Here is a 25,623-nt window from a genome sequence, read left to right as displayed (position 1 = left end):
ATATCACTTTTTATGTCAGCAGCAACCCAGGAAATTAAAAGAGTCACCACACATACCCTCCAGAAGTTAAAAGCCGCCGGAGAAAAGATTTCTATGCTTACCGCCTACGATTATTCTTTTGCCAGACTTTTTGATCAAGCAGGAATGGAAGTGATTTTAGTAGGGGATAGTGCCAGCAATGTCATGGCGGGTCATGAAACCACCCTGCCCATCACCCTGGATCAAATGATCTACCATGCCGCAAGCGTGGTCAGGGGTGTTAAAAGAGCGCTGGTCGTCGTAGACCTGCCTTTTGGTTCCTACCAGTCCAATCCTGAACTAGCGCTGGCCTCCGCCGTCAGGATGATGAAAGAAACCGGTGCGCACGCTTTAAAGCTGGAAGGCGGTGTTGAGATTGTGGATGCGGTAAAAAAGATTGTCGGTGCCGGAATCCCTGTGATGGGACATTTAGGACTAACCCCGCAGAGTATCTATAAATTTGGTACCTATACGGTTCGGGCCAAGCAAGATGCAGAAGCTGAAAAATTAAAAACCGATGCCCTGGCGCTGGAAGCAGCCGGTGCTTTTGCGACTGTCCTTGAAAAAATACCAGCAGCGCTGGCCAAAGAGGTATCCCAGTCGCTCAGTATACCTACTATTGGTATTGGAGCAGGAGAAGGCTGCGATGGACAAGTGTTGGTCATGCATGATATGTTAGGCATCAATCAGGATTTTCATCCCCGTTTTGTACGAAAATACCTTGATCTACAGACCCAGATAACTGGCGCCGTTCAAACGTATATTAAGGATATAAAATCAGGCGCATTTCCCAGTAGTGAAGAGTCTTATTAACATTTCGCTGTTTTAAACCTTTAAGAGGTATATCAATCCATACAATTACAAAATGGAAACAGGAAAAAATAAAATATTACAATTAGTCTTCAACCTCGTATTCTGGGCCTGCTTTTTAATGCTGCCCTTTTTGTTTTTCCCTTTTGACAGAGGGCAATCCGCCTTTCAGAGCACCAGGTTTGTGGAGCTATATATTTTCTCCATTTTGTTTTTAGTGGCGTTTTTTTATGTTAATTCGGGTATATTAATTCCAAAATTACTCGGTAAACGAAAGGCATTGGTATATTTTTTATGTGTTTTAGGCGCTTTTTTGCTCTACTTAACCATATTTTATCAAATCTGGGTTCATGCCTCGGAAACCATTGCTGGTTTTGCCCGCCACAGAGGCAAGCCACGTGGCTGGCGTTGGTTTTATTTTTTCCGGCTAGGCCCTATTGTACTGTTTTTACTGGCATTTACGTTCAGCAGTGTTTCTAAGCTGATTGCGCGTTGGTTCTATGCCGAAAAGATCAAAGAAGAGGTCTCTAAACAACAACTGCAGACGGAACTGTCTTTACTTCGTTCCCAGGTCAATCCTCATTTTTTGTTCAATACACTCAATAGTATCTACGCGTTGACGGTTAGTGGCAGCGAAAAAGCCTCTGATGCCGTTATGAAGCTTTCTGGCATTATGCGTTACACGCTGGAGGAATCCCAAAGTGAATATGTGCCTTTGCAAAATGAGGTTAATTTTATTAATAATTATCTGGAATTACAGCGGATTCGCTCCACGGAAAAGGTGCAGATTATTTTTAAAGTCGACACCGTCTCAGAGCAAATCAAAATCGCGCCTTTACTATTAATTCCTTTTATAGAAAATGCCTTTAAATTCGGGGTCAGCGCACGCCAAAATACACTCATTGAAGTAGGCATCCGTATTCGCGGCAACCAACTGGTTTTTACTTGTGTCAACGATCTGTTACCCAAAGTGAATGTGCCGGAAGGAACGGGAACAGGGATTGTCAATGTACGCAGACGGCTGGATCTGTTATATAAAAAGAATTACCAGCTCCAGATCACTACTACTAATCATAAATACCGGGTTCATTTAGAGCTGGATATAATCCCTGAGGTAGCCTAAATTTGATAATATTGCTTATCTTAGTGGGGCCTGGCAACCCAAACTAAATGATTTTGGCTGCCAAGCCGGACATTAGCCATAATCGGGACAAGGCGTCCTCACTGGAAGCGTCTGAGCACTCCAATGGATCAGCTAGACATTTAGTAATAGGTGAGTAGTAAATAATATAAGGAAGGAACTATGAGCATAAATATACATGCGATCGCCATCGATGATGAACCTTTAGCCTTGCAGTTAATTGAGCAGTATGCCAAAAAGCTGGACTGGTTACAAATCGATGCCACCTTCTCTGATGCCATGGAAGCCAAAGAATACCTGGAAAAGAGCACGATAGATTTATTATTTTTAGATATCCAAATGCCGGATGTAAATGGTGTTATTTTTTATAAGGAACTTACGCTTAAACCGGAAGTAATCTTTACAACTGCCTATAGCCATTATGCGGTAGAAGGGTTTAATTTGAACGCAGTGGATTATCTGGTAAAACCTTATGAGTTTAGTCGGTTCCAGGCAGCTGTCGAAAAAGCCAGAGAACTGATAGGATTTAGGCAGACAAAAGAAGCGGAGGAGGGATTTTTACTGGTCAAATACAATTATCAGTGGTTAAAGATTAACTACAAGGACATTGATTATATTGAGGCCTTGGACGATTATATCAAGATCAATGTTAAACCCAAACCGTATCTGATCCACATGAGTATGAAGGTCGTAACAGAGAAATTACCACCAGAGAAGTTTATGCGGGTGCACCGCTCTTACATTGTTGGAATCGAAAAAGTAACCAGCTGGAATAAAAACACCATTACCATCCAGGAAAAAACAATTCCGGTATCAATTACCTATCAAAAGCAGGTCCAGGAGACGCTCAATAAATTGATGGAGGAGAGTGGCAGCTAAATACCCCCTCAAAGCACTGCCCATACATTAATATTAAATGCGGCTAACGAATTTACAATAAGCTTCGATAGTGAGTAATATGTTTACCTCAAATAAGTAACATTTCTTGGCGGGGGCATAATTTCCAAAGTTGTTATACGACCAATAGGGTCTTGCTGTTTATCTACCTTCCAAAAATCAGGTAACCTTTATTGCGGTACCCCACCACTTCATTGACTGTTGCTGGGTGTTCAATTTCAGTTAAAATAAGTACAAATACGTCTTAAGTACCCACTACGCTTCAAACATTTTTTATCTGCAGCAAATAGCTGTCTGCAAGTACATTAAAGTTATGTAATTTTGAGTGAGCCAAATACTTCCAGTTGTTTTATTTTAGCACAACAAAGAAGCAACCATAATGGCTAAAGTTAATTAGTACTGAGAAACTGTGCTTTCTTTTGGACTTTAAATCAAAATTTTGAGCACTTGAGGATCATCTGTTTTTTAGCTTCAAGATCAAAATTCAAATCACTTTAAATTATCATCATGCAAATAATTATCATCGGTTCTGGCGGCGTAGCGGCCAATCTGGGTAGACTATTTCAAGATAATGGTCTTACAATCACCCAAATTCTGGGCAGGACAGAAAGCTCAACCAAAAAGCTGGCAGAATTACTAAATTGCGCCTACACGATAGATATTGCAAATTTACGCATGGACGGTTCGCTATATATTATTGCCATCCAGGACCGTGAAATCCCTGTTTTGTTGTCTCAATTAGTAATTCCTGGAGACGCCATGATTGTCCATACTGCAGGTGGCGTTTCTATTGATGTATTTAAACCTTTTAGAAGACAATTTAGCCAATACGGCGTTCTATATCCACTGCAGAGCCTGCGCAAGGAAACGGTTTCCATCCCAGAAATCCCATTTTATTTAGATGCTAATGACGCTAGGAGCAAAGCCTTTTTGGAAAAATTCGCAGAGCAGGCCAGGCTTAATTACCGGTGGGCTGACGATAAAATGCGTATGCAACTGCATGTAGCCGCTGTATTTTGCAGTAACTACCCAAATTATTTATATACACTTGCCGAAAATTTTTGTAAAAAGGAAGGACTTGATTTTTCCAGCCTTTTACCTGTAATTACAGAAACAACCAATAGAATGAGTAGAGAAAAGATTAGTCCCGCTCTATTACAGACGGGCCCTGCCATCAGAAATGATCTATCTACCATTGATAAACATCTTAATATTCTGTATAACGATACGGAGGCCAGAGAAGTATATCAGTTCCTGACAGAAAAAATAATGGAAAGTTCTGTGTTTCAAAATAAGTCAGAATAGAACAGAAAAAAATATCCAGAAAAACACCCTGCCAATCATCCGTTGCCACGGATGCGGTTGCTTATATAACAATGATTCATTGCTTTTCCATTTTAAGTTTTGCCATACCCGCCCCTTATTAAAGTTGCTGCTTTTGACATACCGATTTTTAATTCTACCAAAATGCGACAGTCATAAAGGTCGTTTCAAATATTATGTTTTATTATTGCACCGTTATAATAATGTTCCATTAAAATAGCTACAAAAAAGACCAGAAAAATGGCTACAAAAATGACCAGAGAATTGACTAAACAAAAGGCTACAGTAATAGCCCCGAAAAAGGATCCGCAAATCATGCGCCTTTTATCTGACGGCCCTTTACCGTTGAAAAAAAACATTGTCCTGCCTTTCAGATATCTTATCTGACCTTGCTTCCCATATCTTTAGATCCGTCCAGCCAATCTGCCCATGTAAAGCAGTTTTAGGTGGATGATTTAGCCATTGATTCCCATTATTTTTTTACGCACTAATTAAACTAAGCCTCCCATTGGGTCCATGGAGCTACTACCAGTGCTATGCCTATCTGATAGGCAAGAACACTAGAAGAGGCTGTTTTGTGCCTATAGCAACCGTAGGTCGCTATAGGCGGATGCCTGTGGTTTATAAATCGTCGTGCTATATCGCAATAAATAATGGAATCGGTTCCTGCGCTAAATGCAGTGAATAGAGTCAATAATAATTATCTCAAATGGGCTCGTGTCCATAAAAACATATTTAAATACCAAAGTTCATGGCACAAAGTAAAAATAAAAAAAAATCTAAAAAGGATTCCACAAGAAACCTTACTCAAGAGGAGCTAGAAGCTTTAAATGACCCCTATCACTTTATTGTGATGCTGACCCACGATACCTGTTGGAAATTCGTTATAGAGTATAATATGGCCATACTGGCTCCCTTTTTCTTAAAAGATTTAGCCAGGCAGCTGAATTTTAACCGGATGGAATTTCTCAATAAAGAACTCCAAAACATTATGATGGAGAGGGCAGAGGATCTTAAAGGCTAGGTTGATAAACTGGTTAAAATTTATAATATCAGATGGCCACATAAATATGTCCTGGTGCATTTTGAGTTTCAGACGGAGGCGAAAAAGGAATTTTCCGGCAGGACAGGATACTATAAAATTGGACTCCAGCTAAACAATAGAGATTGTATAATTATTACCATAACCATTATCCACCGGGCGACCAAATATTATATACACGGACAGCACCAGTTCGGTAGTGAAACAAATGGCGTGGCCATTCGTTATGAGGGGTATATTATAAAAGACATGCAGGAAAGTGATTTTGCCGATACGACCTGTCTGGCGAACCTGCTTTTCCACAGCGTCTGGCTGTATGAACACCGCCGCGAATTTTCTAAGGATATTTTAGTGGAGAAATTTACAGAAACTACAAAAATCTAATTTCTCTTGGTTTAGAAGGGAAACAACATTATAGTAATTTGTTATTTATCTTTAATAACGTCCAAAAAAGTCTCTTAAATCAAAGAAAATTTCAGAACTTTGTAAGAGATATTAACTTAATTGATCAAAAAAATAATCAGATGACAGTAGTTGAACAATACATACGTTATAAACAAGAAGAGTCCAGAGCAGAAGCCTTAGCAGAAGGGATGGAAATTGGAAGAGAAGAAGAAAGAGCAAAGTTTTTTCAACGGTCACTTGAAATTGCAAAATACTTAATCAAAGCAGGAAATCCCCTAAATGAGGCAGCAATTCAGAGTCAATTTAAGTAAAATTTCCGTTACTGTGCTAATTTCCAAGACTAGGCATAGCTCCGCCAGCCCAGCAAGCTGAGTCAATTTAGTAGCGTAGTTAGTAGGTTTAGGTTTGGTTTTAGTTGGAGTTAAGAAATTGGTTTCGTAAGGTTTATGGGCTTATCCTCCCGCCTCTTTATCTATTCCAGGCGGATTTGGCACCGTTGCCTGTTTTGCATGATCGTTTCTTTGCATAAGACCCGTTCCAATAAAACAGATTTAAGCCGGTCCCACAGCATTTTTATGGTAACCTTTGACTGTTTGACAAGCTTAACCACCGCCTTTGACTTTATAGTTAATTGATGAATTATATGGGCTATTTGCAGCAGTATATAGTATTTATACAGGTTCATGATGCTTTTGCGAACAAATTTGTGCTCCATATTGAACCCGTTATTCTTCTGATCATTGAATCCTTTGTTTTCTATTAGCCATCTGCTGCGGCCAGAAGACATAAAACGTCTGACAATTGATTGAAGCTGTGGGCTATCTAAATTAATGTTTAGGTTGGTAATATAGGCGAACTTGGTCACTGCTTGACTGTTATGCTTTGGGAATCTCCCCTCCATATAGTTTAACTGGTGGTTTTGGTGTTGGAGGTTAGCAGCCCATAGATATTGAACATCTCCTAGGTTTGCTTCCTTTTGCCCTGGATTCAGCACTTCCGGGTACACAAAACTAACTTTTTCTAGGGTGTCCTTAATCTGCTCGTCCAGTTTTGGAAGGTTACCGTCTTTACGAGTAATTATATATTTCCAGCCATATTGCTCGCATTTTTTCATAACCGTTGCATTGGCATAGAGCCCATCTAAATGCAAACAGATAGGCAGCCGGGGAAACAGTTTGTGTAACTGGTCTGCGAGCCTGGAGAAGGCAGCCAGTTCACAGTCCTGCTTGTCATAAAACCCTTTTCCTTCATTACTAAGTAATTCACTGGCCACAGACAGGCAAAGGCCATTATCCGTTATGATTTTAGCTTCTAGTACACTGGCATAATAAGTAGTTGTATTATTTTTTTTCTTGGAAAGCGCTCCATCCAATGGTGGGGTGTGATAACTCGCAACTCCAGTAGCATCCATTACAATATGATAATAACCTTCTGCCGGATTAATCACTTTGGATCGGATTAAAGCGTTAATCATCTTGCCTAATACCAATATCAGGTCTCCAGCATCTACTGTTTTAATTACATTGTTCACCGTGTCAAAGTGCGCTAATTGCATGTCGCCGTGTAATGCTTCAAAATTATCCTTAAAATAGCTCCCATCTTTCCTTAGTTGGTTCATGTTATTACGGGTTGAACCCTGAACCTGAAACATGTGAATGACCTGGGTCAATAGGTTAGACATGCTATATTTACAACAGTTATCAATCCGGTGGTCCTTCACCTCGCCAAGCCAGTCCGACAACTCAGGAAAGAAATGATGGCTCACTTTATTTAGCTGATAAATCAAATCAGCGGTGCTTAAATCTTGAAAATTCTCCTATGCAAAAAAAGTGCCAAAAACAGTGAAGAAAAATTGTAATTAAATGATTATTATTTGTTTATAATTTATATATATTGTATATTTGTAGCAGCTCTTAACGTAAAAAAAGCCCGTCTAGGGAACGGGCTGTCAACTGAATGTTGATAAACAATAAAATTATGGAGAATATTGAGGCATCGCCTAGGCGATGCTGTGTCTATTATATAATATTTTATTTTAATGCATAATTTACACGCCTAGCCCTGCCATTGCGATTTGCTGACCATACAAAGAAACAAAATAAAATTAGTGCGAAAAATATTTTTTACCGACCTCTGAAAGCTACGCTACCAGTAAAAAGAAATTTGACTCTGAATTGCTGAAATGAGGTAGCTAAAATAACGAAGTTAGATATCAAGCAGCTAAAAAAGCTACAGGCATCTGTGTAATATAATTTGCTAAATTCAATGAGCATCCTGATCCTTGCCGGTTAAATAGCATTTAAGGGGCCCGGATCAGGATAAATGCTCAATAATCAATACTCACTATATTTATTAATAGACGTATTTCCCATATGGAAGTCCTGCAGGTAACTGCTATAAGCCTTTCATAAATAATAGCCATATGAAGCTTCGAGAACCAATTGCCGGATTGACCTGCATTTTCTGAAACAGTTGCCCTTTAAGAAATATCTCACAGGAAATGAATAATGAGGCTTTAGAGAAAGTTAAAGACAGCCTTACTTAAAAAATATTAAACGATTTGCATGCAGCTGATCCGACAGCAATATTTTATTTGGATATAAGAACGGTCAAAAAACGATTTAATCATAGGAAATTGTGGGAAAACCTCAAAAGAAATTACCTTAATTGATCAAAAAAATCCGATGACAGTAATTGAACAATACATACGTTATAAACAAGAAGAGTCCAGAGCAGAAGCCTTAGAAGAAGGGATGGAAAAAGGGATGGAAAAAAGGTCACTTGAAATTGCAAAATACTTAATCAAAGCAGGAAATCCCCTTAATGAGGTAGCTAAAATAACGAAATTAGATATCAAACAGCTAAAAAAGCTACAGGCAACTGTAATATAAGTTGCTAAATTCAATGAGCATTTTGATCCTTGCCGGTTAAATAGCATTTAAGGGGCAAGGATCAAAATGCTCAATAATCAATACTTAATACATTTATTAATAGACGTATTTCCCATATGAATGTCCAGCAGACGATTGCTTTGAAGGTTAAGTCATTGAAACATACTGCAGCAATTACTGGAATAAAAATCAACTCCAACACTCATTTCTGGACCAAAATTATCTGGACGGCAATAGCGTCATTTTGTTTTTTTGGCCGCTTTTGTATTTAAAATAAACAAATACCATTGTACTGATAATACCCAGCAAACCGGCCACAAACACCGTTACTTTTGGACCAATGCTGGAAGATAAAATCCCAATTAAAAGGCTCCCAATGGGGATTATTCCTTGATAGCCCATAATAAAATAACTGAGGACCCGGCCCCGCATTTCATCGCTGACATGGGTCTGTAAATAGGTATTTATGGCGGCTGTTTGTGTCATCATGCCCATACCCGTTATCAGCGTAAAAAGCAGTGCAATCACCAAATCAAAACTTACAGAAAGTAACAGAACGCCCAGAGAAAATAACAAACTAGCATACACCACAATGGATATAATATTTCTACCTGGCTTTAATCCGGCAAAATAAATGGTTCCCAATAGCGCCCCAACACCGGCCGCACTTTCAAACCAACTGAAGGTCCCCGCATCTCCTTGAAAAACATCCTTGGCAAAGACGGGTAGTAATGTACTAAACGGAATCACAAAAATACTATAGCCTGCCATTAGTAAAATCAACGAGGATAAATCCGGAGCAGCTTTCAGGTAAGTCAATCCCTCCTTCAGCGTCTGCCAGATTCTTACCTGCTGTTTTTTGGAAGGTGGTAAATTGAGCTTCATTTTTAACAGGGAATAAATAACAAAAAGTAGCTTACAAAATTGATAAAAAAGCAAGAGGTATCTCCCAGTGTACTCAGTAATATACCACCCAAGGCGGGCCCTAGAATCCGGGTCAGATTCGCCATGGAAGAATTCAAGGCAATGGCATTGGGTAAATCCTCTTTATTGTCAATCATATTAATTAACAAGGACTGTCTAGCCGTTGTATCAAATGCATTAATCAGTCCTTGCATCAAACTTAATGACAGAATAATAGCGATGCTGTCGACTTTAAAATAAATCACCAGCGTAAACAGTCCTGCCTGGATCATCAGCAGGATTTGCGTAATTAGTAAAATATTATAGCGGTTATGTCTATCGGTATAACTGCCTGCATAAGGGGACAAAAATAGCGAAGGAATCAGATTGGCGAACATGGTCAACCCCAAAAAAAATGCAGAATGGGTTAATTGGTACACAATCCAACTCACTGCTACTTTTTGCATCCATGTTCCCATCATAGAAACGGATTGTCCACTAATAAAATACCTGAAATTTCTGGAGGAGAGAGAGCGAAAAACTTGCATATAACGATTTAAAACACGTTGCTTCTGTTTTAATTTTCGGCCAGACGGCCTAAAATTTCCACAGCTTCCTTTAATATATTTTTTTCTTTGGGACTTAACTGGTCACTTACTGTGCCCGCTAACCATTTACTTCGGGAGATGCGGATATTTAATAACGCCTGCTGTCCCTTTTTGTAAGCGAAAGATAAACCTTGCGCTTATCAGTTTGATCAGGGTGTTTATCAATCACCTCTTGATCAAATAATCTATTCACAATCTGAGAAATCCCTGAGCAGAAATATGATGCGCTTCCGCCAACTCAGAGGGCAACATTTGTCCATTACTATCCAGCAAGGCCATCGTGGCTTGCTCCGTAGTAGAGTAAGGTTGTTTGCCCGCTTGTTTTCTTAACTTTCTAAGAATTTTACCGAGCACATTATAAAGCTTTACTGACAGATCAAAATCAGTCTCATTGATGTCGATTGCTGGATCCATGGGCCTTTTGAATTAATTATAAACTTACTTAATTAACTAACTTTGCAAAGTTACTTTACTATTTTGAATTAGGAAAATAAATTGCAAATAACGGATTTACAATAATTTATGTAGAATAGGGGCGATATTCCAGTATTTTGCGCAGATTTTAAGGATGCAAAAACAGCAAATGGCAATAAAAGCGCCATAAATGTAAGCTATAATACAACGATTATTTGTATCAGCCTGTCAATGGCATACGCTAGTAAATTTATAAAACATTCAAACCGTTTTCAAGGTAGGCTGGCACAAAAAAGGAGCGATAGTAATTATCAAATGCCTCATAGTCAACAATTAATAGCCATCTGGCTGCTTCTTTCAATTGAAAATCAAAGCAAATTTCTAAGAATCCAAAATCCAATCACCAGCACAAAAATCAAGTAAATAGCCTTTACGCCAAACAGCGCTTTACGCCATTTTAGCAACTTTGAAGTAGGGTGGTGGATGGATTCAAAATAAATGCGGTTACAATATAGGGAATAGAGACAACCATTAGCGCATTTTCCCTAAATGCACCCAAGATATCAAGGTTCAATAAATCATGGATAGCCCTTTGTGACCCGCACCCCGGACACTGAAGTCCAGTCAGCGACCTGAAAGGACATTTTGGGAACCAGCTGCTGTCCATAGGACTGTACCTCTTATAAATAATTATAAGAAAACTAAGTAGCAGTAAGGCGCCTATCCATTTAATATATGTTTTAATGGTTCCTGACAACTGCTGCAAATATTACCACAACCAAATAAATAATTCCAACAACAATACCTACCCAAAAGCCCAAGGTTGTCCATTTTTTGGCTTCTTCAGAGGCCTTGAAGGCACCGTCATAATCTTTGGCATAGAACCGGGACTCAACTTTGGCTGCATTAACGATACCGACAATACCAAAGGGCAGACAACAAAATAACGTGACCAAAATGGATTCCGTCAGCCAACTTTTGGGCGGCGCTTCATTTAATTGTTCAACCGGGACAGATTCAGCGGCCAAAGGCCTCGGACTAGCGGTATAGGTATAAGGGGTGGGGTATCTTTAAATAAGACACTTAATTCAGGGACATTTCCCGCTGGTTGCCATTCACTTAACTCCTGGAACCAGACCTTGGTATCCCTGGAAATATGCTCTTTGATCAGTTCCTCCAGTGTAAAGGGTCCAAAAGTGGTCACCCCATTGGTATAATAATACTTTTGCATTCGATATACAGTTTTTTATTTTGATTTGATTCTATAATGTGTCCTTTCATGAGCAATACATTATACATGAGTTGGTCCTGCAATGATTCGGTCACCTACATCGTTATTACTATTAAAATCCCTTCTCTGAATACTAATGAATCCTTCCCTTTAATTAGTAGTTAGTGACTTATGTACAAATATTGCCCTTTTCTCCCCGCGGTTCAGTTTTTGAGGCGCAAATATCAAACAGCTTAAACAAAGATAAGTTAATTGAGCATTAACAATTATATTTTTTTGAATTTTAATTACTTGTGGAAAAAAACACGATCATTGGTTGTTATCAGCTGTCTTTGGGACCGCTTGTTCCATTTTTAAAGAACCCTATTTACGTTTATCAAAAGGTGACGCCCTGCTTCCTGTTTAGAATAAGGAAAAAGTCAATGATAAAGCCCGGTTGAATCCCTTATTTTTGACGTACTTTTGCCTGAAAGGTGTTCATGGGTCTATATTCGTAAAATTCGCTGGGCCTTCCCACCTATAATAACTGAAAAAAAGTATCATGCTAAAAAAAGGTGTTTTTATCGTTCTGGCACTGATTATTTGTGTTGCTGCATATTTGTTTTTTGCAAATAAGGGAAAAAAGGATGTTCAAAATGATAAAGAAATTCCTCTTAAAATTAGTCAGAATTCAGAAAAGTTAAACCAAAGCCTGGATGCTACCCTGATGGCCTATTACGGCATGCATGATGGCCTGGTGCGGTGGGCCCCCATTGATTCCATTGGGCAGTTGGCCGACTCGCTGAGCAGTCTGGCTGCCGCCATCCCTTTTACGGAAATCAAAGCGGACTCGATTCTTATTCAGACGGCCCAGGACTATAGCAAAAATATTCAGGATGCCTGTGCAAGTATCGCCCAGGATACAGCTATTGCAGGTCAGCGCCGTGATTTTTACACAGCAACGGAGGCATTATACAATTTACTCAGAACGGTGCAATATGACAAAAGAACCATTTACCACATTAAATGCCCCATGGCCTTCAATGGTGATGAGGAGGGATTCTGGCTAAGTGATTCAGCTAAAGTTGTCAATCCTTATTTTGGGCTGAAAGACCCGGTTCATCAGAGCGCCATGCTTCATTGCGGTACTGTGGAGGACTCCATTTCCTTTGCGCATTTATAGTTTAATTAAAGGCCTTCCAAACTGGTTTATATATTAGTTGGGGCCGCGCGCTTGGATTTCGGGGTATAATTGTATTTTTGAGCACTTTTTTAAAACAGATAGATGGCCGGGGTTACCACCGCAAGGTACATAACCAAATAGCTGCGGTCATAGATTTTATATTAAACAGATGATGATTCATATTACTTTTCCTGATGGGGCTGTCCGTGAATACGAGGCAGGAATTTCAGGACTGGATATTGCAAAATCCATCAGCGAAGGGCTGATGCGTAAAGTGCTAGCCGTTGAGCTGGATGGTAAAGTCGTGGACGCTTTTGGTCCAATTAACCAGGACGGACATATTAAGTTTTTGACCTGGGAAGACAAAGGAGGTAAATCAACCTTCTGGCATTCTTCTGCGCACCTGATGGCTGAAGCGTTGCAGGAAATCTATCCGGATACAAAATTTGCAATTGGTCCGCCCATTGAAAATGGGTTTTACTATGATATTGATCTAGGCGATCAGAAAATTACCGATGCAGATCTGGAACTGATTGAAAAGAAAATGAAAGAACATGCTTCCAAAAAGGAACGTTTTACCCGTAAAGCAGTTCCTAAGGCGGAGGCCATTGAATATTTTACTGAAAAGCAGGATCCTTATAAATTAGAATTGATCGAAGGCCTGCAGGATGGTCATATTACCTTCTACACCCAGGGGGACTTTACAGACCTTTGTCGTGGTCCACATATTCCTAATACAGGATTTATCAAGGCCATCAAACTCACCAATATTGCCGGTGCTTATTGGAGAGGGGATGAGAAAAATAAGATGCTGACAAGGATTTACGGTATTACTTTCCCGGCCAAAAAAGATCTGGACGACTATTTGCTCTTTTTGGAGGAAGCCAAAAAGCGTGACCACCGAAAATTAGGCAAGGAGCTGGAACTCTTCGCCTTTTCTGAAAAAGTAGGAGCCGGCCTGCCTTTATGGCTACCGAATGGCGCCATGCTCCGGGAAAGGCTGCAGCAATTCCTGCAGAAAGCACAAATAGAAAGTGGCTACCTGCCAGTCATTACCCCACATATAGGCAATATTAATCTGTACAAAACCTCTGGTCACTACGATAAATACGGTAAGGATAGTTTTCAGCCCATCAAAACGCCACACGAAGGAGAGGAGTTCTTGTTAAAACCCATGAACTGTCCCCACCACTGTGAGATCTATAAAACTTCCCCGAAATCTTACAAGGACCTTCCGGTAAGGTTCGCGGAATTTGGTACAGTGTACAGGTACGAACAGGCAGGTGAACTCCACGGCCTGACTAGGGTACGTGGCTTTACTCAAGATGATGCCCATTTATTTTGCCGGCCTGATCAGGTAAAAGATGAGTTTAAAAAGGTCATTGATTTAGTATTATATGTATTTAAATCACTGGGATTCAATGATTTTACTGCACAAGTTTCGCTCAGAGACCAAAATGACCGCAGTAAATACATTGGCAGTGAGGCTAATTGGGATATCGCAGAAGAAGCGATTAAGGAGGCTGCGGCAGAAAAAGGGCTGCCCACCACCATTGAATACGGCGAAGCTGCATTCTATGGACCCAAACTGGATTTTATGGTCAAAGATGCGCTTGGAAGATCCTGGCAACTTGGCACCATTCAAGTGGATTACAATCTCCCAGAGCGTTTTGAGTTAGAATATATTGATAGCGATAATACCCGTAAGCGGCCAGTTATGATCCACCGGGCACCCTTTGGTTCCATGGAGCGGTTTGTGGCTGTATTACTTGAAAACTGCGCGGGTAAGCTGCCTTTATGGCTGGTGCCTACCCAGGTCAAAATTCTGCCTATCTCTGACAGGTTTAATGATTACGCCAAAGAGGTTGAAAAGACATTAAAGGCAAATAATATTCGGGTTTCCATTGACCAGCGCAGTGAAAAGGTAGGGCGTAAAATCAGGGATACCGAACTGGCCAAAATACCTTATATGCTGATTGTTGGAGAAAAAGAAATGGAAAGCAATACAGTTGGTGTACGTAAGCAATCTGCTGGTGAATTAGGCGCAATGGCGCTTAAAGACTTTATTCAAATAATTGAAAAAGAAGTAAATGAGAAGACAGCTTAATATTTTACTTTAAGTTGTATTTGTGAAAGCATATTTATATAATAAAAGCGGACAACAATTTTAAAAATTGAATGTCCGCTTTTATTTATATGCCAATTTAAGCTTGATTTGCCATTGAATTGGCACGTTAACCTATCAAGCCGCTTAATTGCTCAGTCAGCTTTTTCAATGCTTTTTTCTGATCCTTGATAAAACTATTATCTGCCAGTTTGCCCACAACAGCTTCCATTTCCTGCTGATTTTCATACATCATCTTGCGATAAGGGTTGGAGTAATCTTTTTTCCGGGAAACGACAATCTGATCTACCATCCATTTTTGTATGTCCAAATAATCTTTGGCCAGAGAAGTGATCTGATCTTTGGATAAAGTGGCCAGCGGGTAACCCAACGCTTCGCCAAGTGCTGCCAGTGCGTCTTCTCTTTTGAATTGTTCATATTTCGCTCCCTGATCACTATAAAATGCATGGAGTTGATCCCAAGATTGGATCTTAGCATTTCTCACCTTGTCTTTTAGGTTTTCCACATTTTTCTCTGGTATCAATTGTCCACCGACATTAAGCCAAGTCTGCCGTTTCAAATTAGCAGGCAGTCCCTGCAATAGCCCTTTAAGGTTCTTAGCTTCCTGGAGTCTTTCTGCCGCAAATAAATGTTGATAGCCGTATAGGCGAATCATATTTTTATAGCATTGGTAAGCCCTACGCACTTTAATGATTTCTACATTTCTTTTGCTATTTTCAATCCCAGTTGCTAATATTGTCAATGATTCTACATTTGAGTCTGGGTCATTTAATAGCGCTTTGCCCTTTTCTATCAAAGACGCCTCATCAGACTCTTTTGCACCCTCAGCTTTAAAATAGGCCTGTCCCGTGTATTTTTCCAATAACTGGATCGTTTCAATGATTTCTCCAGCCGTATCGGGTGCCAAAAAATCAAACTCAAGATTTTGTACTTTTTCTTTGCGTTGATCCCGGTCTTTGTATTTCCAGGCATTTCTTTTCAGGGCATACATATTGTACATAAACCAATACCCTGGCATAATGATCAGAGAATTGGTAATAGGATGGATGCTCACCAACGAAAAAGGCAAAGGGATATTCAGCTCATAATTATAATCCCCTTTGGCCAGCATGGTAAAACTGGCAAATTTACAGTTATGCTTGAGCGACACACAAAGCGCTGGCCAAAAGCCGCGGCCAGCTACGATTTCTCCATCTGCCCCTCTGGAATTGTGATTGGAGCCAATGGTGGCACCAGCCGGGATATTGCTTTGTCCCATAACTGTTGATGCACATAAAAAGGAGTTATTATGGTGCTGTTCATGTCCTGGGAATATCAGCGAGTTTAATACTTCACAGCAGGAGATGGTAGCATTGCTCCCCATATATGAGTTGATCAGCCGGGCCCCGTACTTCAACTGTGTATGCGATGCGGTCACAAAGCGCACCGCTTTGACACCATAGAAAATTCGGCTACCAAATCCGACACTACCATTAACCAGTTCACAGCCTTCTCCGATCTGGGTCCGACCTTCCTGCCCTGAATTAATGGTCAGGTTCTTAAGCTTATTAGCGCCTTTGATATAGGCATCCGAACCGATCCACACATCTTTTATAATATTGGAGTTTTTAATAACGGTTCTGTCACCAATCTTGCCATAAAAACCTCTGGCAGTTTTAAATTCTGCCTCTGTTAGCTGCTTGAATCGTTCTAAAAGCTTTTCATCATCCCGATATTTACTCCAAAGCCAGGCATCTCCTGGCAGCATGCCATTAAACGGTAAAATCTTTCGACCACCGTTTTCATTGCAGAGTTCCAGCCAGATACGAACCGATTCCTGTTCGCCTTCCTTGATAATACCATTTCCAAATTTACAGGTCTCGGTTGTCTGTATCTCATTGATATTAGTCAGGATAACTTCCTGACCAATAATATAATGGGAGAGATAATGGACATTATTAATGACGCTATTATCCCCAATATCGCTACTGATAATGGTAGAATCATAAAGCCCTACTGCCACCTTCAGATCACTGAAGCCTAAAAAATAAGGTTCCAGCTTTCCAATACGCACTAGTCCATAAAACTTACAATTTTTAACCAATTCTGGATTGAAATGATCCGAGACCAAAATATTATTCCAGTTATCGCTGGTATTTCTATTTCTGACCAGTACCTCAATTTCAAATGCGGAGAGTTGACGATATGTCGTACCGTTTCTGTTTTGCAGGTTACGCAAGTAATACTCATCCTTGCCTTTTGGCAGGTATTGTTTTTTTATAAAATCATAGCCCAAAGCATTCAAGGGCAATTTGGTAATATTATTCATTGGGTAGGCATATTAATATTAAAAAATCAGAGAAGAACCAAAATGACAACCTTATACATGCAGGAACTAATTAACTTTAATCCATGCAAGTGTAACCTTTCCAGCCTTGCGCTCAGAGACTGGAAAGGTGGTTTTATTTGTATTAATTTTACCGAGAAAGGAGGCTAGGCAAGGTAAAGGTTCTCTGCTCATTATTGACTTACGCCTTGGCAGCGGCATTATTATGATTCCGACCGCACCCCATCCCGATGTATCTTATTCGACTGTGACGGACTTGGCCAGATTTCTGGGCATATCAACATTACAACCTCTGGCAATCCCAATATGATAGGAGAGTAGTTGTAAAGGCACCACATTTAGGATGGGCGCAATAATTTCATCAGCCTCCGGAATGGTAATGACGCCATCCGCGATAGCCGGTGTAATTTCATCCCCCTCATTAATCACCGCAATCACCCTGCCTTTTCTGGCTTTGATTTCTTGCATATTGCTGACGATCTTCTCATGATAAATATCCTTGGTGGCAATAAAGATTACTGGCAGATGTTCATCTACCAGCGCTATCGGGCCATGTTTCATTTCTGCGGCCGGATATCCTTCTGCATGTATATAGGAGATTTCTTTGAGTTTAAGGGCCCCTTCAAGCGCAATCGGGAAATTATAACCCCTGCCTAAAAATAATGCATCTGAGCTGTCCTTCAGCGTTTCAGCAATAGCTTTAATCGAATCGTTTTGTTCCAGAATTTTTTCTACTTTGCCCGGCACCAATGCTAATTCCGCACATAATTCACGGTAACGTTCTTCTGTGATGGTTTGTTTGTGATGGGCAATTTTAAAGGCGACCAGCATAAGTGCTGCCAGCTGGCCGGTAAACGCCTTGGTGCTGGCCACACCGATTTCTGGCCCCGCATGCGTATATGCCCCTGTCTGAGAAATTCTGGCAATAGAAGATCCAACTACATTTACAATACCCATGATAATGGCACCTTGTTCCTTGGCTTTTTCAATCGCCACAATGGTATCCGCTGTTTCCCCGCTTTGGGAGATCGCAATGATCATGTCGCCAGGATGAATGATTGGATTTCTATATCTGAACTCAGAGGCATATTCAACTTCAACGGGAATTCTGCAGGTCTCTTCGATGATATATTCAGCAACCAGGCCGGCATGCCAGCTGGTACCGCACGCAATGATAATAATCCGGTTCGCTTTAGAGATTTCATCAAGGTAGTTCTCAATGCCACTCACCTGAATGGTTCCATTTTCTGCATTGAGCCTGCCTCTGAGACAATCCAGAATTGTTTTAGGCTGCTCAAATATTTCCTTGAGCATAAAATGGTCATAGCCACCTTTTTCAATGGTATCCAGTTCCAGATCCAGTTTGGTGATAAAAGGCGTCTGCTTTTCATTACCCAAATTTTTTAAGATCAATTCATCAGGTTTAACAATGGCAATTTCATAATCATTCACATAAACAACTTCTTTGGTGTATTCTACAATAGGGGTAGCATCAGAAGCCAAAAAATGTTCGTTTTTACCAATGCCAATGACCAAAGGACTACCTTTTCTGGCGGCAATGATCGTATCTGGATGGCTGGTTTCAATCAACAGAATACAGTAGGCGCCAACGACCCTTTTGAGTGCAATTCTAAGCGCTTCTTCCAGATTGCCGCCATTGTTTTTATAAATATCCTCTATAAAGTTAAGTAATACTTCAGTATCCGTATCGCTATTAAAATGATAGCCTTTTTTCAACAAATCTGCTTTTAAGGAAGCGTAGTTTTCAATGATGCCGTTATGGATCATGGCTATTTCACCGCTGCCTGATAGGTGTGGATGCGCATTGGCATCACTGGGCTCTCCATGTGTCGCCCATCTTGTGTGCCCAATTGCGGTATTACCATCCAGGGCTTTACCAATCGTATAGTTTTCCAAATCTGCAACCTTGCCTTGCTTCTTATAAAGTTTGATACCCCCATTTAAAAGCGCAATACCCGCGCTGTCATAGCCGCGGTATTCCAAACGCTTCAATCCTTTGATAACGACCGGATAAGCCTGTCTGGTTCCTACGTATCCTACAATTCCACACATAAATAAATTCTTTTAGTTGTTTAACGGACTGCAAATGTAACTGAAATCAATCGTTTGCGTAAAAAATTCTGTATTTAATATCAAGGTTTTTGGATAATGATTATTTGTTATCTGAGTCGTATTTATACGACATCCCCGAACCAAAAGTCCGGAAAAATGCAGGTCCCCTGCACTTTTATGGCATAAATATTTAACTGCCTGGCTAGTAAATTTTTCTACTTTAGCAAAAAACAGGCAGAAGGCTGTCTAGGATTGTTAAATAAATTCTTATTTTTTTGTAAACTGAACGACTTATTTAACAGCATAACGTTTTGACTACTAGTCGTAAATGGGCCCCAATTGATATTATCTACCATTCCGGGACGGCCACTGCGAATAAATTGCACCCAATACTGATGAATTTTGTGGGCAAAAGCAGCTGCTTCAGGTTTTAAATGACCTTTTGCAGGATCATACCAGATATAATTAAGTTCAGAGCCGTGATTGGCCGGCGGATATTGAAACCGGTAAAACCAGATGGACCTGCCTGCCTTAGATAATGTCAAGGCCATGCGGCTCGCATGCATCTGATACATATATTCTGAAAGCACACTAGCCACAGCCAGGCTATCTGCATGTTTTCCAGGCCCTAGTCTTTGCCGGGCTTTTGCAATATCAGACAGACAATATGGATAATTAATACCAAACCAATCATAAATTACCTTTGCATCAGGGTGATATAATCTGCTATCCATGTCCATAAAGATTTTGCTTTCATGCTGATTTGCACCAATCAGATAATGGACTATATTACGTCCGTCTTTTTGTACATAACGATAAGGATTGCCAGTAATAATGCGTCCATCCATCACAGGACCAAAATAATTGGTACCTTTTGCACCGCCTAAAACGGCTCGTTCAGCAGCAATAAGTTTATCGGTTGGTTGTTCTAGTAGGTCTTTTGGATTGGTAATCCCCAACTGCTCCATCACTCTTTTGCGAATCAGTTTTGCCGTAACGGTATCTCGTATACACTGAAAGCCGCCGCTTTCCAGAATAATGCCCGAATACAAACCTTTGGCCTTTGGCGCCACAATGAGTGCACTGGAAAGTTTTGCTCCTGCTGATTCCCCCATTACGGTGACGCTGGAAGGGTCTCCTCCAAAGCGGCGGATATTGGCTCGTACCCACTTTAATGCCTGGATCAGATCCAAAAGCCCATTGTTACCGGAAGTCTTATATTGTGGCCCCAGATCACCTAAATACATAAAACCAAAGACGCCTAAACGGTAATTGATTGTAATGGTAACGATGGAATCCTTATCAGCAAAAGCATGCCCATTCATGCCATTGCCTGAGCCTGATACCATGGATCCTCCATGGACCCACACCAGAACGGGCAATTTAGCCTTAGTGGACAAAGACGGGGTATATACATTTAAATAGAGCCCGTCCTCACTTCCTCTGAGTGGATGCTCATTGGAACCTGGCTGGGCTGATTCGGATCCAAAAGTCAGGCATTTAAGTGTATCCTTCCAGTCGCTATGCACTCTGGGCGCCATAAAACGAGCAGCACCTGTTCTAGGTGCTTCATATGGAATCCCTTTAAATACAAAGCATTGTTCTTCCTGCGCACCTTCAATAAAGCCGTTTTCTGTACGGACCACTGGCGTTATTTGGTAATAGGGCTGTTTTTTTTGCCCAAATGATGTCACTACACTGAATGCAATAAGCAGTAAGGTGCCTGTTAATTTACGGCTATATACAAAGTAGGAATGTCTATTATTTTGAATAGCGCTCAGCAGAGTAGAAATCCAGGACATAGTAAAGCTTTTAAAATTATGCGATCAGTGAATGTGATTTATTATTTAAGGCTATAACGCTTTAGCCGATTTAAAGATAAAAAACAATTGGAAAATGTCTGTATTGTTAACAAAGTGCTGAATATCCAGATTCACTTTGATTGCTGCCTTGAATTCAATGTAACCCCATTGCTTCCCCACCTAAACTAGGGCACAGAATGCAAAAACAGATGAAAAATCCTACTATATGCCTGGGATTCGCTTTCTTTGTAGAGATGCTTTTGGCAAGATAAATAGCCAAAATCCACTTATCGTAAATAAAAAAAACGAAGTGGGCGATCTTACTATCATTATTAGGCGGCATCTTAAAAAAAAGTAAATAAAATTATTTATGGCATTAACGGACCCATCAATTAACATAGAGACGCCTGGTCAAGCTACTGACAAAGACAATCAATCTGAGTCTATGGGCTTTTATAATCAACAATTATCAGAGAGTAAATCGTTACTCAAAAAACTGCAGCAAAAAATCAGAATGATCGCCATGGGCAGACTGGCAACCGGCCTCGCTATTATTGTTTGCATTTATCGTTTATTTAGAACTTATGGGGCCGTTTTTTGGTGGCTAGCTTTTATCATATTGCTGATCCTGTTCATCTTTTTACTGCGCAAATCAGGGGATTTACAGGAGGCTGAAGCTTATCAATCCAAACGAAAGCAAATAAATGAAGCAGAGATATTAGGTTTAAAGGGCCAGTTTGAACACTTTGACGGCGGAGCAGGAATCGCAAGTCCGGACCATCCTTTTGCATTCGATCTGGATCTTTTTGGACCAAAATCTTTATTTCAAAGAATCAACAGGACAGTTACAATAGCAGGAAAGGGCACACTAGGGAATTTCATGGCTGAGCCAGCGCAAAATGGCCAGGTAATCCGGGACAGACAATCCATGGTAGCGGCCATTGAAAAAGCGCCTTTGTGGTGCCAACGTTTTCAAATAGTCGGCTCTATAAATGAGGAGGATCCGGCTGACAGAAAAAATATTGAAGATTGGTTACAAATTCCCCCTGTTTACTTTCCTGATAAATTTTGGAAATTAATCTTAAGCATACTTCCAATACTAACGGTGCTGGCCTGGCTAATTTATATGTTTGGGCCATTTCCTGCATGGCCGGCAATTGGTCTTTCATTAATACAACTTGGCATAACTGGTAAACAAAATGGTCGAATTAGTGAAAGCCACATGCTGATTAGCAAAAGAGCCGGCACTTTGAAAAAATACCATCACCTGATTGATCTATTTATCCAGCATTCTTTTAATGAAACCGGTCTGGACAATTTGCAATTAAATATAAAAAAGGAGCAAACGGGCAAAGGCTCTTTTGAAAAATTCCTTAAATTGATTAATGCACTGGATAACCGGCTAAACATAATTATGAACGTCGTGCTGAATGGATTGCTCCTCTGGGATTTAAATTGCCTATACAGAATAGAAAAATGGAAGCAATTATTTAGCGATCAGTTTGCTGATTGGATCAGGATCAGCAGCGAACTGGACGCTTTGATCAGCCTGGCAATTTACAACTTCAATCATCCGGATTACCGGACACCTGATATCCAAGACCGGGTAAATGAGAAAGATTTTTTGCTAAATATTCAAGACGGAATACACCCTTTATTATACCCTGCGCCTTCCATTCCCAACAGTATTGACCAGCCAGCTAAACTGAACCTGTTTTTAATTACTGGCGCTAATATGGCGGGCAAAAGCACATTCCTTAGAATGATTGGACTCAATATGGTGCTTTCCATGGCAGGTGCTAATGTGGCAGCAAAGGCCATGGTCATTACACCTGTCAATTTATATACGAGTATGCGTACCCATGATTCCTTGTTTACACATACCTCATTTTTCTATGCAGAGCTTAAAAAATTGCAATGGATAATGGAGCAGATTCGCTCAGGTAATCAGATTTATATCATGTTGGACGAAATCTTAAAAGGCACGAATTCACGCGACCAACACCTGGGTTCTGCAGCATTGATTAAAAATATTATTCAAAACGAGGGTAGGGGGCTGATTGCTACACATGATATCGAACTTACCTCGCTGGCAAATAACTATCCTGAATCCATTAAAAACATCGCCTTTGAAATTGATATGCAAGGAGATAAAATGATTTTTAGCTATCAATATAGGGACGGAGTTTGCCAGAATATGAATGCCTCAACACTAATGCGTCAAATGGGGATTACCTGATTTTGCTCAAATCTGATCTTTATAAAATGAGCTGTATCCCATCCTTAACAACGGCGTTTTATTAATCAATACAGTTCAGCAATTATTAAATTTACACTTCGAGTACTTATAAGGATGCAAAGGTTTGCATCTTTATAAGTACAAATCATTTTTTAAATATTTCCTTTAATTTTATTTTGCCGCTTATAAGAAGTTTTTTAGCTATCCAATTAATTTTAGTAAGTTTGTTGTCATCAAAAATCAGTCTTAGAAATACATCTAAATAACTAACAAGGCATGCGGACTTATACGCATTATACCAATCAGGAATTGCTGACAGGTTTACAGCAGGGGGATCGTATGGCCTTTACGGAGATTTATAACAGGTATTGGAAAAAGATATATATTATTGCCTATAACCGTATGTGTGATGGCGCTCAGTCCGAGGATATTGCGCAGGAAGTATTTGCCAGCCTCTGGGCCAATAGAGGTTACGTTCAGATCGAAACACTGGAAAACTATCTGGCAACCGCAGCTAAATATCTGGTACTTACCGCCATTCGGAAAAAAACCCTCAGCCGAAATTATGGTCAAAGGCTAAAAAATAGTACCGTATCTCAACTAACCCCAGAATCCACCTTTCAAAACAAGCAGATATTACAACTGCTGGAATTGGAGATTGAAAAACTCCCTGAAAAATGCAAACTTATTTTTAAGTATAGCAGAAATGAAGGAATGGCAACGAAGCAAATTGCGGCCAAGTTACATATCACTCCAAAAACGGTTGATAATCAAATACATAAAGCTTTAAAAATTCTTAAACTGGCCAGCAGATCTTTTATGCAGTTTATCTTATTGCTCTTTATATGAGCATTTATTGAGGTCAAGTTATTTTTTTTTGAATTGAGTAGGTGAAAACGCTTGTTAGTTATACTTACTTATATGGAAATACCCCAACACATCCTGGATTTAATTGAAAAGTACTTGGCTGCTACGATAAGTAAAGAGGAGTTAATTGCTTTAAACAATTGGTATCACACGCATGATGACAGTCAAACAACGGTAGAGCCCCTGGTTTCTGCCACGCAAAATGACGATCAGTCTTCAGAAGAAGTGATTTCCAGAAGAATTTATGAAAAACTGCTTAACCGCAAAGATATTCAGGTGCCCAGAAAAAAAATCAGCCCCTGGAAAAATTACGCCGCAGCCATTGCCCTGCTTATTTCAATTTGTGGTTTGGGGTATTTTTATTTGCATCAGCGTTCAAACACTAAAAACAATGCAAAAGTGGCTTTACAAGCTACGTCAATTAATGCGGATCTTGCGCCTGGAGGCAATAAAGCCAGGTTGACTTTGGCTGATGGCTCTGTTGTTATTTTGGATAGTCTTCAAAATGGCTCCATTGCCAAACAAGGCGGAATTGATATACAAAAATTAGCGAATGGTCAGCTAACTTATAACAGAACGAATTCTGCGATAAATGCAACCGTTGTTTTCAACCAAATCAGCACACCTCGAGGCGGCACCTATCGGATCACTTTAGCTGACGGCACCAAAGTATGGTTAAATGCAGCTTCTGTATTAAAGTACCCCACTACCTTCAAAGGGGCCACCAGAGAGGTCGTCTTAAAAGGAGAGGCTTATTTCGAAGTGGCCAAAAATGCGGCGAAGCCTTTCCTAGTGCATACCGCCCAACAAACAGTTCAGGTCTTAGGTACCCACTTTGATGTGAATGCCTATCAGGACGAGCCAGTTACCAAAACGACCTTATTAGAAGGTAGGGTAAAAGTAATAGCAAATCATAATGCAGATCAGCAAACGATTCTTGTGCCAGGCCAACAGTCCGCCTTACACCCATCAGGAAAGCTTACCTTAAACCTTCATCCTGACCTGGAACAGGTTACCGGCTGGAAGGACGGTTTCTTTGTTTTCCACAGCACCGATCTTAAATCCATTTTACGGCTAATATCCCGATGGTATGACGCTGATATTGAATATAAAAGCCCGAAAAATCCCGTTTTTACAGGCCAGATATCTAAGCAATTACCCGTTTCAAAAGTATTTGCTTTACTATCCCTTACCAATGAGGTACATTATTCCATTGAAGGCAAAACAATTATCGTAACTAATAAATAAAAATGATGCAAAATCTATTTAAATATGGTATTCGGCTAAAAATAAGGGCCGGTTAAGTTATTCGACTTCGTTTTATTTTACTGATAAGTAAAGACAAA

21 protein-coding genes and 1 pseudogene are annotated in these 25,623 nt (G+C 40.1%); 13 read left to right on the top strand and 9 right to left on the bottom strand.

The genetic code is table 11. From position 1 onward, the window contains the following. The first annotated feature begins 12 nt into the window (after positions 1–12). The 7 genes from panB to FSB73_RS16165 all read left to right on the top strand — a co-directional run bounded on the left by panB (position 13) and on the right by FSB73_RS16165 (position 5,947). On the top strand, positions 13–831 hold the full coding sequence (gene panB, locus FSB73_RS16195; RefSeq protein WP_146784495.1) for a 3-methyl-2-oxobutanoate hydroxymethyltransferase: 819 nt from the start codon (positions 13–15) through the stop codon (positions 829–831). A 52-nt stretch (positions 832–883) separates the two neighbouring features. Next, a complete protein-coding gene (locus FSB73_RS16190) occupies positions 884–1,951 on the top strand; it encodes a sensor histidine kinase (protein ID WP_146784492.1) in 1,068 nt (355 codons plus the stop codon). A 180-nt stretch (positions 1,952–2,131) separates the two neighbouring features. After that, positions 2,132–2,848 carry a LytR/AlgR family response regulator transcription factor gene (locus FSB73_RS16185; protein WP_146784489.1) on the top strand — a complete coding sequence of 239 codons (717 nt, stop codon included), beginning with the start codon at positions 2,132–2,134 and terminating at the stop codon, positions 2,846–2,848. Between the two features lie 525 nt (positions 2,849–3,373). After that, positions 3,374–4,171, top strand: coding sequence for a Rossmann-like and DUF2520 domain-containing protein (locus FSB73_RS16180; protein WP_146784486.1), 798 nt, complete (start codon positions 3,374–3,376; stop codon positions 4,169–4,171). A gap of 769 nt (positions 4,172–4,940) precedes the next feature. Further along, a complete protein-coding gene (locus FSB73_RS16175; RefSeq protein WP_146784483.1) occupies positions 4,941–5,213 on the top strand; it encodes a hypothetical protein in 273 nt (90 codons plus the stop codon). 54 nt (positions 5,214–5,267) lie between these two features. After that, entirely contained in the window at positions 5,268–5,615 is a 348-nt protein-coding gene (locus FSB73_RS16170; protein WP_146784480.1) for a hypothetical protein, read from the top strand. Positions 5,616–5,755: 140 nt separating this feature from the next. Then, a complete protein-coding gene (locus FSB73_RS16165) occupies positions 5,756–5,947 on the top strand; it encodes a hypothetical protein (protein ID WP_146784477.1) in 192 nt (63 codons plus the stop codon). A gap of 161 nt (positions 5,948–6,108) precedes the next feature. Here the strand turns inward: FSB73_RS16165 and FSB73_RS16160 are convergent, their stop codons facing one another. Then, positions 6,109–7,422, bottom strand: coding sequence for a transposase family protein (locus tag FSB73_RS16160; protein ID WP_146784473.1), 1,314 nt, complete (start codon positions 7,420–7,422; stop codon positions 6,109–6,111). Positions 7,423–8,320: 898 nt separating this feature from the next. On the opposite strand from FSB73_RS16160, the gene FSB73_RS16155 reads away from it, so the two are divergent. Further along, positions 8,321–8,527 (top strand): RpnC/YadD family protein, encoded by a 207-nt coding sequence (locus FSB73_RS16155; protein ID WP_146784470.1) that lies wholly within the window; start codon positions 8,321–8,323, stop codon positions 8,525–8,527. Positions 8,528–8,746: 219 nt separating this feature from the next. Here FSB73_RS16155 and FSB73_RS16150 read toward each other — a convergent pair. From FSB73_RS16150 to FSB73_RS16130, 5 genes and pseudogenes are all read right to left on the bottom strand, one after another. After that, positions 8,747–9,909, bottom strand: a pseudogene (locus FSB73_RS16150) (MFS transporter). Between the two features lie 318 nt (positions 9,910–10,227). After that, entirely contained in the window at positions 10,228–10,452 is a 225-nt protein-coding gene (locus FSB73_RS16145; RefSeq protein ID WP_146784467.1) for a hypothetical protein, read from the bottom strand. A gap of 457 nt (positions 10,453–10,909) precedes the next feature. Next, on the bottom strand, positions 10,910–11,119 hold the full coding sequence (locus FSB73_RS27700; protein WP_225974845.1) for a DUF2752 domain-containing protein: 210 nt from the start codon (positions 11,117–11,119) through the stop codon (positions 10,910–10,912). Between the two features lie 73 nt (positions 11,120–11,192). Further along, positions 11,193–11,480 carry a CD225/dispanin family protein gene (locus tag FSB73_RS16135; protein WP_146784461.1) on the bottom strand — a complete coding sequence of 96 codons (288 nt, stop codon included), beginning with the start codon at positions 11,478–11,480 and terminating at the stop codon, positions 11,193–11,195. Then, a complete protein-coding gene (locus FSB73_RS16130; RefSeq protein WP_146784458.1) occupies positions 11,447–11,683 on the bottom strand; it encodes a DUF4339 domain-containing protein in 237 nt (78 codons plus the stop codon). Before FSB73_RS16130 ends, FSB73_RS16135 begins: the two co-directional genes overlap by 34 nt. 541 nt (positions 11,684–12,224) lie before the next feature. On the opposite strand from FSB73_RS16130, the gene FSB73_RS16125 reads away from it, so the two are divergent. Together FSB73_RS16125 and thrS are read left to right on the top strand one after the other, a co-directional pair. Next, entirely contained in the window at positions 12,225–12,845 is a 621-nt protein-coding gene (locus FSB73_RS16125; RefSeq protein WP_146784455.1) for a DUF3347 domain-containing protein, read from the top strand. A gap of 169 nt (positions 12,846–13,014) precedes the next feature. Further along, positions 13,015–14,952 (top strand): threonine--tRNA ligase, encoded by a 1,938-nt coding sequence (gene thrS / locus FSB73_RS16120; protein WP_225974081.1) that lies wholly within the window; start codon positions 13,015–13,017, stop codon positions 14,950–14,952. 127 nt (positions 14,953–15,079) lie between these two features. On the opposite strand, the gene FSB73_RS16115 is transcribed toward thrS, so the two are convergent. The 3 genes from FSB73_RS16115 to FSB73_RS16105 all read right to left on the bottom strand — a co-directional run bounded on the left by FSB73_RS16115 (position 15,080) and on the right by FSB73_RS16105 (position 21,171). Continuing rightward, positions 15,080–17,278 (bottom strand): DUF4954 family protein, encoded by a 2,199-nt coding sequence (locus tag FSB73_RS16115; protein ID WP_146784452.1) that lies wholly within the window; start codon positions 17,276–17,278, stop codon positions 15,080–15,082. Positions 17,279–17,533: 255 nt separating this feature from the next. Continuing rightward, on the bottom strand, positions 17,534–19,369 hold the full coding sequence (gene glmS / locus FSB73_RS16110; RefSeq protein ID WP_146784448.1) for a glutamine--fructose-6-phosphate transaminase (isomerizing): 1,836 nt from the start codon (positions 19,367–19,369) through the stop codon (positions 17,534–17,536). 215 nt (positions 19,370–19,584) lie between these two features. Continuing rightward, on the bottom strand, positions 19,585–21,171 hold the full coding sequence (locus tag FSB73_RS16105; protein ID WP_146784445.1) for a carboxylesterase/lipase family protein: 1,587 nt from the start codon (positions 21,169–21,171) through the stop codon (positions 19,585–19,587). A 370-nt stretch (positions 21,172–21,541) separates the two neighbouring features. On the opposite strand from FSB73_RS16105, the gene FSB73_RS16100 reads away from it, so the two are divergent. From FSB73_RS16100 to FSB73_RS16090, 3 genes are all read left to right on the top strand, one after another. Further along, positions 21,542–23,410 carry a MutS-related protein gene (locus tag FSB73_RS16100; protein WP_146784440.1) on the top strand — a complete coding sequence of 623 codons (1,869 nt, stop codon included), beginning with the start codon at positions 21,542–21,544 and terminating at the stop codon, positions 23,408–23,410. 276 nt (positions 23,411–23,686) lie between these two features. Continuing rightward, on the top strand, positions 23,687–24,259 hold the full coding sequence (locus FSB73_RS16095; RefSeq protein WP_146784437.1) for an RNA polymerase sigma factor: 573 nt from the start codon (positions 23,687–23,689) through the stop codon (positions 24,257–24,259). A gap of 72 nt (positions 24,260–24,331) precedes the next feature. Further along, positions 24,332–25,525 carry a FecR family protein gene (locus FSB73_RS16090; RefSeq protein WP_146784435.1) on the top strand — a complete coding sequence of 398 codons (1,194 nt, stop codon included), beginning with the start codon at positions 24,332–24,334 and terminating at the stop codon, positions 25,523–25,525. Positions 25,526–25,623 lie beyond the last annotated feature (98 nt).

The sequence above is a fragment of the Arachidicoccus ginsenosidivorans genome (assembly GCF_007971385.1).
Lineage (GTDB): Bacteria > Bacteroidota > Bacteroidia > Chitinophagales > Chitinophagaceae > Arachidicoccus > Arachidicoccus ginsenosidivorans.
This window is presented reverse-complemented; position numbering and strand designations above follow the sequence as displayed.